The organism is Natrinema gelatinilyticum (genome assembly GCF_024266705.1).
Taxonomy (GTDB): Archaea; Halobacteriota; Halobacteria; order Halobacteriales; family Natrialbaceae; genus Natrinema; species Natrinema gelatinilyticum.
In genome coordinates this window covers 1,788,990-1,802,919 of record NZ_CP100756.1, presented here as the reverse complement: position 1 = coordinate 1,802,919, position 13,930 = coordinate 1,788,990, and the positions used below count along the sequence as shown (strand labels likewise).

The window sequence follows — 13,930 nt, the reverse complement described above, 5'->3', positions numbered from 1 at the left end:
AGGACGTGGAAATACACAAGCAACGCCGCCTGAACTTACTCGGGGAACTGCAATAAATTGTCTGTGGAGATGTCGAAACAGCGCCACAAGGAGGTCACAGTACGCTCGTGAACCAATCCGAACCGATAGCCACCCCCTCGAACCACAACAGGAACGCCAAGAGAACGAACCAGCGACTGAAGAGACGGACAGCGCTACTTGACATCACGAAATCGTTGGTGGCTGCTCATTTTCCTGGTGTCATGCACAACACACTGGTTCTGCCGAGTAAATCACGAACGACCCCAGTCTTTGTACGTAGTTGTTCGTGATCGTGGCGATTTACTCGAGTAGCTACAGCGAGCGCTCCGATGGCTCGCGTAGCAGGGATCCTCTATTCGTACTCTCCTCGAGCGCGGTACGTTTACGGCGCACGTCCTCCTGGCACACTACGTGTTTGAGAGTGTCGACCTACTCACGTTCTTTCCTCAGGCCGTGCTGTCGTACTCGTTGACCGTCAGGGCTTCCGTCGCCAGGAAAACTGCGCGTCGGGGGATACTGAGTCAGGACAGTTGAATCAGCATCAGTTCAGTCCCGGGCAATCCGAAAAAACCGCGAACACGTTGGCGTCCGATAGACGTGCTCCGAGTACTCCGAGAAACCGGGGTGATCTAGGCCCACTTACTGCTCAAAACGGTTCTATTGAATCCACTGACGGCGTCAGGGTAAGTCGTCAGAATGATTGAATTGAAGCGGAAGAGGAAGCTTTGTGCAAAAGACTCTCTTCCGCTTCGTTAAACAGGCTGTGTCGATCGCACGAAAACTTACTGATGCAGCGCTGATGCAGATCAGCCATCCTGCCGGCAACGGAGTTGCCGGCTGGAAGCACGCTGTCCTGCATTTTCTTCGGCTTCACATGGAAGCAACGCTTGAAGAAGTCCTCGATTGGGCCGAAGAGATGGAGCGGGTACGAGCCGCGCTCAATCTCGAGCGCGGCGAGTTCCCCGGCCCATCCGCGCTCTGCAAGTCGTTTGACCGAGCGCCGATGCAGATTTGGCGAGAGCTGCTCCGACTTTTGTCGGAGCTGCTCAAGCAGTCTGGTCACGCCGCCATTGATGCCACGTACTTCGACCGTCGACAGGCATCAACCCACTATCTCACGGTGTGACCGAGACGTACGGACGATACAAGCGACGTTTCTCGTCGATACCGCGCAGGGCGCGGTTATCGACGTTCACTGCAGCACGAAGTGGCCTAACGGAACCAACATCGGGCCGCAGGTCGCCCGGCGCAACGCCGGCGACCTGCTCAGCCTCGCCGCTGACAAAGGCTACGACGACATGAGCTTCCGCGAAGAGCTTCGTGCTGAAGAAGTAAGACCACTGATCAAACATCGCGTCTTCGCACCCGCACCCTACGATCACGCGCACAATGCGCGGATAGAGGATGAACTCTACAACCAGCGCTCAATCTGTGAAACCGTGAACTCGGTGATCAAGCGCTCGTACGGCTCCGCCGTCCGAGCGCGTGCATGGTATCGCCAGTTCCGTGAAATCACTCTCGTAGCCGCAGTCTATAACGTCGAACAAGCCGTCAAACAATGAATCCCGTCGCCCTCTGCGGATTCAATAGAGCCGCTCAAAACAGTAAAACAAAAAAAGGGGATTCCGGCTACCGATCACAACGAAATCGACCATTCGTGTTCGCAACGTCTACATTGGAAGTCCGCTTTCGCAGCCCCTTCTACAGTATATTTCTCGATCAGTTCCCCGAGTCCACTGTCACATTCTGGGCAGCAAGCATTCACCGTGTCTGCGTCTGGTAATCGACTGCGGATAAGCCTAATTCCCAATTCTATAGGCATCCAAATTGACATCCTCCTCCGGCTTAAGCCGGAGGAATCCCGAGCGGTGGGATATTAGGGTTTGCAGTCCACCACTTGTTCCCTCGGTGAGAATCCGTGGGACAAGTCATGAAGGTAGACTCCGGGCTGTGCCAACCAGCCGGTACTCCTATCCTCGTCCAAATTGGCCGACGACTCGGAGTTACTTTGATTCAGATCGAGACGGATGTTCTCCGCCCCATTCACGTCAGCGTTGAACGCCGCATCACACGCTTCGCAGACATAGAGACCACGCTCAACACGCTGGTCGTCGTCCTCTCTACCGCAGACGCAACACGTCTTGCTCGTGTCGCGCTCAGACACTTCTCCGACTTCGATCCCCTCGAATTTCGCCTTGTACGTGAGGATGGTGGTGAAGCGGTCGAACGCCCACCCGTGCAGGTCGAGGTTCCCGTGCTTGCCCCAGTTCTTCGACTCGCCGTTCCCGTCCTCTCGGACACCAGTGAGTTTCCCGACGTTGATACGCCCGACTTCTTTCTCGACACACCGTTCGACGATGTGTTTCGCGAGACTGTGAAAGAAGTGGGTTCGGCGTTCCGCCCACTGGTGGTGGAATCGTGTGGCCTCAGTACCTCCCGAGTCGTCGCATGTGGCGATTTCTTTCGGGAAGTAGTAGCCGTCCTGTTTGAGGCGATTACCGGGGTACAAGTCGGCATCCTCGGTGCTGTACGCGACGGCGGCAAAGTTGCAGATGCCGAGATCGACGCCTGCTGTCTCGGTACCGGGAGCGGCGGGTGTTTCGACTTCGTGCTTGCAGACGAGGTGAAGTTCCCATCGCTCCTTCGACTTGTTGTAGACGGCTCTGACTTGTTGCAGGTTTTCAACTGTGACTTCGGGACGAGTCTCGTATTCAACGAGGATGTAGTCCCAGTCTCTCGGGTGGTCTTTGTGATTCGCACCTTTCGAGAGTCGAACTCGGTTGTGCTTGGTGTCGTGACGGATGCCCTTCTGCTTCCACGTTACGGTTGAGCGCGGGTGTTCTTCGTGGACACGGTTGCCGTCGTTGTCGTAGTAGTTTTTCTTGCGGTAGCCGGGCGGATTCGCACGAGAGTCGTTCTTGCGTTTGCTGTACCACGAATTGAAGGCTTCAGCGAGTTCCTCCAGAACGCGCTGACTGGACTGAGAATGAAGCCCTTTGTAAGTTGTGTGGCCTTTCAACTCGCTTTTCAAGTCCGAATCGTCGGGAATCTCGCCCGTATCATCCCACACTTGACGAGAGTGGTAGTTCGCAACGTTCCACAGCTTCGATGCACTCCATCCGTGCAGGTCGAACATCCGTTCCACTTGTGAGTGGTTACGAATCTTCGCTCGGTAAGTGCGGTGGATATGCATTCGTGAAACGCCTTCATAACTGGTTATGGAGTGTTGTGTTGTAAATGTTTAGATTAGGGCGTGGAATATCCAGCCATGCCATCGAACGGTGGGTAGTATAGGATAGTGTCGGATTCATCCTGCGCCTAAAGACGCAGGTATTCTCCTTGATTTCGTATAATCGAAGCTACGAAACAGGCATACGATCGGTTATGAGGCTCTTCACGCAGCCTGTTCAGGGAGATACCGAGTTGTTATACGGAGAACGGATATCCGTTTCCGGTGCCACAGCTGGTAACGAAAACGTGAATGTCGTCCCCTCTCCAGGGGTGGAATTGATCTGAATCTCGCCGCCATGTCGTTCAACAATCCGTTTGCAGAGCGCGAGTCCGATTCCTGTCCCCTCGTGCTCCTCGCGGCTGTGGAGTCGCTGGAACACCTCGAAGACTCGGTCCTGGTTCTCAGGGTCGATTCCGATGCCGTTATCGCGAACCGAGATGATCCATTCCCCAGTATCACGTGTAGCGGAAACGTCGATCCGTGGCGACCTGTCGCCGCTGTACTCGATCGAATTCGAAAGGAGGTTCTGAAAGAGCTGGTATAATTGCCCCTCATCGCCTTCGACACGCGGTAATTCGTCGACTTCGATCGTAGCGTCGGTCTCGTCGATTTGTAGTTCGAGATCCTTGCACGTGGTAGCGAGCACCTCGTCGAGATCGACGGGTTCGAACGATTTTCCCTGCGTGTCTACGCGTGAATACTCGAGCAGCCCCTGTATCATCTCTTGCATTCGTTCCGAGCCGTCGACCGCGTACTCGAGGAACTCTTCGCCGTCTTCGTCGAGTTCGTCACCGTATCGACGCTCGATGAGTTGCAGGTAACTCGATACCATTCGGAGCGGCTCTTGCAGGTCGTGAGATGCGGCATATGCGAACTGTTCGAGACGTTCGTTCGATTCTTCGAGTTGTCTTTGCGTTCGTTGCAGCAGTTGATTTTGCCGTTCGAGTCGGTAGGCGCTCGTTTTCGCTTGCGCAGCGTACGTCCCAACACCGTATCCAGCGACGGAACTGAACCCTGTGAGTATAGCCACGGACCGGATTGGGTTAGAGAGACCCGGTCCTGGCTGGAAGTTATAGAGTGCGAGAATGGCCAGCATCGCCCCGATTCCGACGAAGCACCAGCCTGCAATAGTAGAGTAGTATCTCGAGTGGATGTCGGTGCGGGGCAATCGATATCCACCCACGAGGAGGAGGAAACCAGACCCAGCGATAAAGCTGGTGACGATGAGCGTATTCGAGAGGGTAAAGTTTGGAGAAGTCGGCATGATAATCCAGCCGGTAGCGAGGATGAGGTACAGCCCACCGAGAGCTATAACCACGTGCCTCCCGCTAATGACGGCGGCGAAGCGGTCCCAGGGGCGCATCGTTAGAGCAACTCCAGACTAGACTATAGGCTTTTTGAATCGCCCAGTGAATACTCTTTCAGTGCTCCGTTCGTACATATAGTTATCGCGTCGTTCAACAAATCTCCGAAAAGTAGAAGATGGTGAAGTACCGTTTCGAGTCAGTTCTCTCGGATTGCGCGCCGACAGAATCCGGTTCACGGAGATCCACACGGGCCTCAACTCAACGTGTGTCTCTCGAGTCGGCTCACCACGTCTCTCGAGTCGGCCCATTGCCAGAACAGTCGTTCATCTATAGTGATTAGCAGAGATACTCATAGATTTGCGGTGAGTTGAGTGCTGGCAGAGCCATTGAGAGATATTCGTTGACGTCATCGAGTGTTCGAAAGAGGTGGTTGGCTCGGCCCTCACGGAACTGTCGCCAACAGTTTTCGAGCGGGTTCATTTCCGGCGAATGCGCCGGCAAGAATTCCAGAAGCAGGCCGTCTGCGGCGGCCTGCTTCTTCAGCGTCTTCGCGATGAAGTAGCTCGCATTGTCCAAGACAATGGCGAGCTTCTTGCCGAACTCGTGCTGTATCGCCCGAAGAAAGTGCTTTGCGATTTCAGCGTTGAACCGATTCGACGTCAGAGCAACAAAGCGCTCACGGTCGTCGGTGACTGCTCCGAGCATGTTCACCTTCTCACGAGCGCCCGAGACCGGCAGTCTCGGGCGCGAATTCACCGGGAACCAATCGGGTTTTTGCTCGGTTGCGACTTTCTGCGTGTGTTGGTCGATGGCGACGATTCGATACCCTTCAGCCTTCAGCGTCGGCCACTTTTTTTGAACTCCGCACGCCAGCGTCGCTGTTCTTCTGGGTCAGCCTGGTAGTGAATCGGCCGGGCTGTCTGGACCGACAGCCCGGCCTTTTTCATCAGGCGGTACATGTGCGCGAGAGAATACTTAACGCCGAAGTTCTCGGCGATGTATTCACGGACGAGGGATGGTCTCCAGGCTGGTGCGTCGATGCCAGCTTCTGACGGCGGCGCCTGAAGCGTCGCCGTCAGTTCGTCCCACTGGTCGTCGGTAAGGCGAGGACGGCTCCCGCCACGAGGGAGGTCGCCGAGCGCGACGCCCTCGCGCTCGGCGACAGTGTCGATCCAGTCGTAAACGGTCTGTGCGGGGATCCCAAGGAGACGTTCGATCTCGTATGGAGAAGAGCCATCGGCGTAGAGCAGTGCAACGGTCAGACGTTTGACTGCCTTTGGATCAGTTTCCGTGCGCAGTTGCTGGCGCAACTGCTCCTCATCGACATCAGCCAGCTTCTTTCCCCATCCGGTCATACCCGTCTCTACGCACCGTGAAGATATGAACCAGAGTGCTGATCCCTATATCACTGACCGACACGGTCCGTTCATGTGAGGCCGAAGTGGGCCGCTCAGTGAGCGAAAAGCACGATTTTGGTGGTCGTGTGTCTGAGTATTCGAATCCGGGCGTGGTGCCTCCGATGCCATCGGGTCGCCGAGGCCGTCGCTGCGGGTGTGATCGAGTTCGTCAGCGAGTCGGCTCCGTTACGGAGGCGCTGGGTGAATCGACCCGTTCGAACAGTTCGATCGTGGTCTCGATATTTTCGATCGACGGCTGCATCGAGATCGGCTCGGGAAGCTCTTTATCGAGTGTCTTGACCTCGCCTAAGACCTCCTCGAGACGAATGCGCGTAAACTGGTGGCCGTCGGTCATGTGCGACCACCCGCCTCGTGTCCGTCGCAGGGAGTACGGATCTTTTCGTCCGTCAGTGAGTCGGGTATCTCGAGAGACAGCGTTCCATCGGACTCGAGTAGTTCGACAAAACTACGTAGCAGGCGCTCTCGAGACGGTTTATTGGTCTGTGCTTCCGGAATTCTTTCGTAGGTGGTGTGTGAGTATGCATCGTCCTCTATTGGGCAGAGGACGCAGGTCGGGTGCTCCACCACCCGGCCGACTTCGTTCGTATCGGCCATCCTGTGCCTCTAATTTAGGAGAGTATAATCGGTCATTTATATTTTTCTGAACAACACGATCTGGCGTCCGCAGGCACACCCGCAGTCATTCGTCCGTCGGACGAGTGGAGCAGCCGTCGATCTGACGGGAGTCCGCGGGCTCGAGCAGCGTCGGGTGATCGCTAATACTCACGACGTGAGCAGTGCCGGTCGAAGTCGGCACTGAGACAGTCGTTGACACCACGTCGGAAGAAAGTGAACTACCCCGCCCTCCTCGCTCCCGTCGGTCGCTCCTCGAGGACGGGGGCTTAGCACCCTCTCTTTCAGCTAAAATCAGATCCTGGTACGCAGAGTGGATCACGCTGCGGTCTTGTCAGGTTCCACGGCCGCGGCGCGTTTGGTGACAGCCACCTCGCCTGTCCGATCGACGGTTACCGTGTAGCCGTTGTACTCGAACTCGACTTGGGACGGAGTCCTCTCAGCGTCACCCGACTGATAGAGTGAGTCGAGTGCGTCCGTGTCAATAACGTAGTGAATTGGTGGACGAAGTTCTTCCGGCTGAACGCCTTCCTGTTTGGCGATTTTCTCTACAACCTTCAGACTGAGTGATTGGGTGGTTCGCACAATCACTGTTGCCAGGAGCTAACATATAAAACCAGACGTTCCTCTAATGACGTGCGTCAGACGACCAGGTATGAACAGTTTTCATGAGATACCCTGATATCAAGGGAAATATGAGATTAAGGTGCGAGAGAAACACAGACGCAGAGGATAGTATCGATTGGTATTTTTGCATGCTCGGTCCGCGGTGATCACTACTTCCGGGCCACCGACGCAGTGGTAACTCACTCGAGCGGCGCCGAAAATAACGATCACTGGAGTCCGGTCCTCGATGGTCGCATTCCGTTGCTGGACCGCCTCCAGTTCGGAGCTAGCCGCCCTTACTGCTCATCTCCGGTTACGTGCTTCGAAGTCGCGGTCGGCATATCGATCGCTTCGAGCACTCGTCGTCTCGGTCCCTCCTATCGACATGATTGCGCGAGTTTCTTCGAGTTTGTCCGCCTTGACGAGCGTTCGTCCCGGTTCGTCCGCCTCGAGCGGGTCGTAGTTCGCCGCCTGGATCGACAGGAGCTGGGAGGCGCTGGTGTTCCGAACGATGCCGTGCCTATGTTCGCACGTCTCTCGGACGCCGTGGCCGTCCCGATGCTCTGGATACGTCCGGGGGAGACACGTCGTTGTCGTCCGTCAGTCGCTGCCGGTTGCTGCTCGTCGCCCACGCCACTCTCGGCAGTCGGTCGACTTGAGCGCGTCGTCTACGAGGTCGCCGTGATCGCCGATCGTCTCACCCGGCACGACCGTCGAGAGTTCGTCGTCACCCCTCCCGGACGCCTGTTCCTCGAAATCCAGCGACGGACAGGTACGTCGTACAATTACCCACCGAAGAGATTCACGATGGAGACCTCGCTGTCGAAGAATCGTTTCGGTCGCCATACTTGGCATCGCCGCGGACGAACTCTGCCCCGTCGAGGTGGGAGCCGGGGATCACGTTCGGACGGTCTCCGATCGCCAGCGTTCCGTCCCAACACAAATTGGCCGTAATTACATCATCACCGTAGAGTAAGTATACACCTGGCACGGCCGCGTGCCGACAGGAATACAGCACACGGCGTAGAGATTTGTCGCCCCGTCACACCGGTACTCGAGCGGTTCGGTTATCACGAAGTGTACGGACGACGGACGTCGGCCGATATCCAGGCGAGCGACGGTCCCGAGCGAGAGCGACCGCCGCTAATCAGTTTCACTGCGGTATACGACCATTTATACCGGATGCCGGCCTTAGAACGGTGCAATGGCGCAAGCGGGAAATTCAGAACTCGTCGACTCCTTCGAGCAGTTCTTCCGCAACTACTACGATAACGAGATCAAACAGCTTGCGCAGCGATACCCCAACGAGCAGCGCTCGTTGCACGTCGACTGGCAGGACCTCTACCGGTTCGATCCCGACCTCGCGGACGACTTCATCGCACAGCCGGAACAGCTACAGCGCTACGCCGAAGAGTCGCTCCGGTTGTACGACCTGCCGATCGACGTGAGTCTCGGGCAGGCCCACGTCCGGATCCGAAACCTTCCGGAGACGGAGTCACCCGAAATCAGGGAGATCCGCGCCCGAGACATGAACTCCCTCGTTCAGGTTCACGGAATCGTCCGGAAGGCCACGGACGTCCGCCCCAAAATCGAGGAAGCCGCCTTCGAGTGCCAGCTCTGTGGCACCCTCACCCGCGTTCCCCAGTCCAGCGGCGACTTCCAGGAACCCCACGAATGCCAGGGCTGTGAACGACAGGGTCCCTTCCGCGTCAATTTCGATCAGTCGGAGTTCGTCGACTCACAGAAGCTCCGCATTCAGGAGAGCCCCGAAGGACTCCGCGGCGGGGAAACCCCGCAGTCGCTCGACGTTCACGTCGAAGACGACATCACCGGCGAGGTGACCCCCGGCGACCACGTCTCCGCGACCGGCGTCCTCCGCCTCGAGCAACAGGGCGACCAGCAAGAGAAATCGCCCGTCTTCGACTTCTACATGGAGGGAATGTCCGTCGACGTCGACGAGGAGCAGTTCGAGGACATGGACATCACCGAGGAGGACAAGAAAGCGATCTACGAGATTTCGAACCAGGACGACGTCTACGAGCACATGATCGCCTCCATCGCGCCCTCCATCTACGGCTACGACCAGGAGAAACTCGCGATGATCCTGCAACTGTTCTCGGGCGTTACGAAGCAGTTGCCCGACGGCTCGAGGATCCGCGGGGACCTGCACATGTTGCTGATCGGTGATCCTGGGACAGGGAAGTGTGTCCGTGGGGATACGAAGGTTACACTCGCAGACGGACGAGACGTCCAGATTCGTGAACTCGTCGAGTCAAATCTCACGGATCCGAAACCAATCGACGACGGCTGGTACGATGAGATTGATCTCAACGTTCCCTCCTTACAGACAGACGGATCGATAGCACCGCAGCGTGCGACGAAAGTCTGGAAACGGGAAGCACCCGATGAAATGTACAGAATCAAAACCTCGAGTGGACGGGAGCTCGAGGTGACGCCGTCGCATCCGCTGTTCGTTCCCGTTCTCGATCGGTACCAGCCGGTTCGTGCCGAGGAACTCTCGGTCGGAGACCTCGTAGCAGAGACTGCCGGCGGATCAGAGCCGATTAGAGAGCCGACTGTCGGGGCGGAACCCGCAGTTACGGATGGGGGGACGACGGTCGAATTCCAGAATATCGAAACCGCTCGAATCACTTCGACTGAATGGCTCGAGCCGGACTATGATTGGGTATACGACCTCGAGGTCGAAGGGACTCACAACTACATCTCGAACGGAGTCATCTCACATAACTCCCAGATGCTCGGCTACATCGAGAACATCGCGCCCCGCTCCGTCTACACCTCCGGGAAAGGCTCGTCCTCGGCCGGACTTACTGCCGCTGCGGTCCGCGACGACTTCGGCGACGGCCAGCAGTGGAGCCTCGAGGCCGGTGCGCTCGTCCTCGCCGACCAAGGGATCGCGGCAGTCGACGAACTCGATAAAATGCGGTGCGTCACGGGTGACACACTCGTTCATACAGGAAACGGAATCAAACCGATTCGTGAACTTGCACACGAGGCGATAGCCGACGGTTCGATCGAAAGCCTAGAAAACGGACGGACAATCCGAAACGTAAACGCGGATGTCTGGACTATGTCCGGAGACGGGAACATAGTCAAACGCGACGTTCTTGCGATCCACGAGTACGATGCGCCGGATGAACTCCACGAAATCGAATTGGAAAGCGGAGAACGGCTAACGACTACGGCAGACCATCCGTTCTTCGTTCTCGAAGATGGTGTACGAGAAGAACGGCAGGCACAACAGCTCGATGTGAGGGACTGGATCTACGTACCCCGAACGGTTCCAACGGAAGCAACGGATGGGGGAACCAGCGTCTTGCCACCATCGGCTACTGACTTCGAACCTACACAGTTAAGCGCTCCACATGGTTCGATTTTGGGGTATATCGCTGGTGATGGGAACATCTACTATAATCAGGACGACGGAAGCTACGGGTTCCGCTTTACTACCAAAGAGGAAGAACTACTGAGCAACTTCGAGGAAGCATGTATGGAGGCGTTCGGCACGCGAGCAGTCCGTCATCCGAGTGAGAAGCGCGATGACGGTGTCGAAACGCTCCGCGTCCACGGAAAGAAATACGTGGACGAGCTTCTCGATTTAGGTGCGAACCTCGAGACCTATGACGGGAAACTACTCCCCGAGACGGTGTCTGGCGCATCCCGGAAGACGAAAGCCGCGTTCGTTCGCGCCCTGGCAGATTCGGAGGCAACAGTCGATGAACGGGCCGTCAAGATCTACGCCTCCAGCTACGAGCTGCTCCTCGGGACGAAAATGCTTCTACTCGAATTCGGTATTTCGAGCCAGATTCAGACGCGAAACCGAGACGGCAAGCGTGATTTATTCGTGCTCGCGATCACGTCTAATCAATCACTCGAAACGTTCGAGCGGCACATCGGATTTACCCTCGACCGAAAACACCGTGCTCTGGAACGGGCCTGCGAGCGAACGAATGGCACCCGAACGGTCCTGGACGTATTGCCAGAGTGTGGTGAGTTATTCGAACAGGCAAGAGGTGCACTTCGATTACATCAATCCGAGTGCGGTCTCGAGAGCGATGCAACCTATTATAACTTCGAAAATGGAGACGCGAACGCATCGATTCGACTCTCTAAGGCGATACTCGAGACGTTTGAGAACCGAAAAGCGGCGGCCAAAGACCATCGTAAGGAACTCATTTCTGAGACGTCTTGGGACCGGCTCGCGGAACTCAGAGAGCGATATCACGTTTCACAACGGGAACTGGCCACAGAAATGTCGCTCTCCCAGCAACAGTTATCCGCTCAGTGGGGAAGCGATACTGTCCTTCGAAAGCGGGTTCGAAACCGGCTGCGTGATCTACTTGCAACGCCCGCATCGGTCAATCTCAATACACTTCGAACGCTGATCGAGAGCGATACGAAGTGGCGTCGCGTGACTGCCGTGAACTCCGTGGAAGCTCGAGAACACTCCGATGCCAGAGTGGAAATTCTCGAGCAGCGGCTCGCCGACGAGATCGGGTCATCGACCATCGATTCGATCCGAGAGCAAGCGCGTTCCCTGCTCGGGACGGACGAATCCGCCGAAACGTGGGACGAACTTCGCGACTGCCTCGAGACACATGGTATTTCGTTCCAGCAAGTTGCTGCGGAGATGGATGTCGCTGGATCGACTGTCTCACGGTGGTTCTCGGGAACCGTTGACATCGACAACTTCGAGACCGTCCGATCCGCCTGCGAAGAGTTATGTGAGGAGAAACGACAGGGGGTATCGGAACTTCTCGAGGAGATCGAACGGCGAACTCAGAGGCGAGTGTACGACCTCACCGTCGAAGGCACACACAACTTTATCGCGAACGGTATGGTTGTCCACAACTCCGAAGACAGGAGCGCCATGCACGAGGCCTTAGAGCAACAGAAGATCTCGGTCTCCAAAGCCGGCATCAATGCTACGCTCAAGTCCCGGTGTTCGCTGCTGGGCGCGGCCAACCCCAAGTACGGCCGCTTCGATCAGTACGAGCCCATTAGCGAGCAGATCGACCTCGAGCCGGCGCTGATTTCGCGGTTCGATCTGATCTTCACCGTCACGGACACGCCGGACGAGGAGAAAGATCGCAACCTCGCCGAACACATCATCACGACGAACTACGCTGGCGAGTTGACGACCCAGCGCGAGCAGCTGGCCTCGCTCGAGGTGAGCACCGACGAGATCGACGAGATGACGGCGAAAGTGGACCCGGAGATCGACGCCGAACTCCTCCGCAAGTACATCGCCTTTTCCAAGCAGAATTGCCACCCGCGAATGACCGAGGAGGCCCGCGAGGCGATACGCGATTTCTACGTCGATTTGCGCTCGAAGGGGACCGACGACGATGCGGCGGTACCGGTCACGGCGCGAAAACTCGAGGCCTTGGTTCGCCTGTCGGAGGCGAGCGCGCGCGTCCGGCTGTCGGATACGGTCGAGCAGTCGGACGCCGAGCGGGTCATCGAAATCGTTCGCTCGTGTCTCCAGGACGTCGGGGTCGACCCCGAGACCGGCGAGTTCGACGCGGACATCGTCGAGGCCGGGACTTCGAAGTCCCAGCGCGACCGGATCAAGAATTTAAAGCAGCTCATCGGGGATATCGAGGAGGAGTACGACGATGGGGCGCCGGTCGACATCGTCCTGGAGCGGGCGGAGGAAGTCGGCATGGACCACTCTAAGGCCGAACACGAGATAGACAAGCTCAAACAAAAAGGCGAGGTTTACGAGCCAAGTACGGACACGCTTCGGACGACATAGCGCTCAGAGAGCGTCGATTTCGGTGACTGTGGATCGGATCGTCACTGCTGCAACGTCGGCGATGTCGGCCGCCGCTGCCTGAGTTACCGACGGCCAGTCGTCATATTCACCGGCGGCTTTGTAGAGGCAGGCTGCGGCAACGCCACTCGGATTACGGCCGCCGATCTTCCCCGCCTCGAGCAGCGCGTCGATATATTCGCGTACGCGGCGTTCAACCGGCGGCCCGAGGTCGAGTTTCGAGGCATACCGCGGGAGGTACTGCGCGGGGTCGATCGGTCCCGTCGGGAGGCCGAGTTCTCGGTTCAGTGCGTTGTACGCGACGGTGAGTTCGTCGTGGTCGGCGCGTGAGACGGCCGCAATTTCGTCGGTCGTACGGGGGATCGAGCGCGTTCGGCAGGTCGCGTAGACGGCGGCGGCAGCGAAGCCCTCGAGCGAACGGCCGTGAAAGAGTCCTTCCGTCTGAGCAGATTCGAAAAGAGCGCAGGCTTGCTCTCGTGTCGAGTCGGGGAGGGAAAGCAAGGCAGTTACGCGCCTGATTTCCGTGAATCCGTAGACTTGATTCCGATCGGCTTTGGACGCGATCCGAGCGCGGGTATGTTCTCGGCGCAGTCGGGCGATCTGACGTCGCTTTCGACCGGTAACTCGAGAACTATATCCCGACCTGGAGCCGGAACCGAATCCAATCTCCGTCGACAGCCCTCGGTCGTGTCTCGAGCGGGTCAGCGGTGCCCCAGTCCGACGTCGGTCGGTTTCATCGTCGTCGAACGATCGCCACTCGGGTCCGCGGTCGATCGCATCTTCGGTGACGACGAGTCCGCATTCCTCACAGATGATTTCAGTTCCCCTTCTCCGTAATCTGCCATCGCATTCGGGGCAAACCGCAGACGAATCGGTCTCTGCCATTAGTTATTGTTTCTCCTTATGATCGGTTGCCTCGTCCTGGTATTTAAAGTGT

General features: G+C 57.2%; 10 protein-coding genes and 1 pseudogene. 2 read left to right on the top strand and 9 right to left on the bottom strand.

Annotated features, from left to right (window positions below; all coding sequences use genetic code 11):
* The first annotated feature begins 748 nt into the window (after positions 1-748).
* A pseudogene (locus tag NJU76_RS08825) lies at positions 749-1,583 on the top strand (IS5 family transposase).
* A 314-nt stretch (positions 1,584-1,897) separates the two neighbouring features.
* Here NJU76_RS08825 and NJU76_RS08820 read toward each other — a convergent pair.
* From NJU76_RS08820 to NJU76_RS08785, 8 genes are all read right to left on the bottom strand, one after another.
* Positions 1,898-3,214, bottom strand: coding sequence for an RNA-guided endonuclease InsQ/TnpB family protein (locus NJU76_RS08820; protein WP_254532382.1), 1,317 nt, complete (start codon positions 3,212-3,214; stop codon positions 1,898-1,900).
* A gap of 214 nt (positions 3,215-3,428) precedes the next feature.
* A complete protein-coding gene (locus NJU76_RS08815; protein ID WP_254532380.1) occupies positions 3,429-4,616 on the bottom strand; it encodes an ATP-binding protein in 1,188 nt (395 codons plus the stop codon).
* A gap of 280 nt (positions 4,617-4,896) precedes the next feature.
* Positions 4,897-5,400 carry an IS630 family transposase gene (locus NJU76_RS08810; RefSeq protein ID WP_256566657.1) on the bottom strand — a complete coding sequence of 168 codons (504 nt, stop codon included), beginning with the start codon at positions 5,398-5,400 and terminating at the stop codon, positions 4,897-4,899.
* Positions 5,397-5,915, bottom strand: a complete 519-nt coding sequence (locus NJU76_RS08805) for an IS630 family transposase (RefSeq protein WP_254530415.1) — start codon at positions 5,913-5,915, stop codon at positions 5,397-5,399. Before NJU76_RS08805 ends, NJU76_RS08810 begins: the two co-directional genes overlap by 4 nt.
* Before the next feature lie 211 nt (positions 5,916-6,126).
* Entirely contained in the window at positions 6,127-6,312 is a 186-nt protein-coding gene (locus tag NJU76_RS08800; protein WP_254532379.1) for a hypothetical protein, read from the bottom strand.
* Positions 6,309-6,572: a hypothetical protein gene (locus tag NJU76_RS08795; protein ID WP_254532377.1), complete on the bottom strand. Its 264-nt coding sequence runs from the start codon at positions 6,570-6,572 to the stop codon at positions 6,309-6,311. The genes NJU76_RS08800 and NJU76_RS08795 overlap by 4 nt, the downstream gene beginning before the upstream one ends.
* Before the next feature lie 336 nt (positions 6,573-6,908).
* On the bottom strand, positions 6,909-7,175 hold the full coding sequence (locus NJU76_RS08790) for a HalOD1 output domain-containing protein (protein ID WP_254532376.1): 267 nt from the start codon (positions 7,173-7,175) through the stop codon (positions 6,909-6,911).
* Positions 7,176-7,796: 621 nt separating this feature from the next.
* Positions 7,797-8,042: a hypothetical protein gene (locus NJU76_RS08785; protein ID WP_254532375.1), complete on the bottom strand. Its 246-nt coding sequence runs from the start codon at positions 8,040-8,042 to the stop codon at positions 7,797-7,799.
* A gap of 358 nt (positions 8,043-8,400) precedes the next feature.
* Here NJU76_RS08785 and NJU76_RS08780 point away from each other — a divergent pair, with 358 nt between their 5' ends.
* Complete coding sequence (locus tag NJU76_RS08780; protein WP_254532373.1) at positions 8,401-12,975, top strand: LAGLIDADG family homing endonuclease; 4,575 nt, start codon at positions 8,401-8,403, stop codon at positions 12,973-12,975.
* 3 nt (positions 12,976-12,978) lie between these two features.
* Here the strand turns inward: NJU76_RS08780 and NJU76_RS08775 are convergent, their stop codons facing one another.
* On the bottom strand, positions 12,979-13,878 hold the full coding sequence (locus tag NJU76_RS08775) for a transcription initiation factor IIB (protein WP_254532372.1): 900 nt from the start codon (positions 13,876-13,878) through the stop codon (positions 12,979-12,981).
* Positions 13,879-13,930 lie beyond the last annotated feature (52 nt).

Coding starts and splice junctions, on each gene's coding strand:
- NJU76_RS08775 (WP_254532372.1), bottom strand. CDS start 13,878: ATGGCAGAGACCGATTCGTCTGCGGTTTGCCCCGAATGCGATGGCAGA.
- NJU76_RS08805 (WP_254530415.1), bottom strand. CDS start 5,915: ATGACCGGATGGGGAAAGAAGCTGGCTGATGTCGATGAGGAGCAGTTG.
- NJU76_RS08780 (WP_254532373.1), top strand. CDS start 8,401: ATGGCGCAAGCGGGAAATTCAGAACTCGTCGACTCCTTCGAGCAGTTC.
- NJU76_RS08795 (WP_254532377.1), bottom strand. CDS start 6,572: ATGGCCGATACGAACGAAGTCGGCCGGGTGGTGGAGCACCCGACCTGC.
- NJU76_RS08800 (WP_254532379.1), bottom strand. CDS start 6,312: ATGACCGACGGCCACCAGTTTACGCGCATTCGTCTCGAGGAGGTCTTA.
- NJU76_RS08820 (WP_254532382.1), bottom strand. CDS start 3,214: ATGCATATCCACCGCACTTACCGAGCGAAGATTCGTAACCACTCACAA.
- NJU76_RS08815 (WP_254532380.1), bottom strand. CDS start 4,616: ATGCGCCCCTGGGACCGCTTCGCCGCCGTCATTAGCGGGAGGCACGTG.
- NJU76_RS08785 (WP_254532375.1), bottom strand. CDS start 8,042: ATGGCGACCGAAACGATTCTTCGACAGCGAGGTCTCCATCGTGAATCT.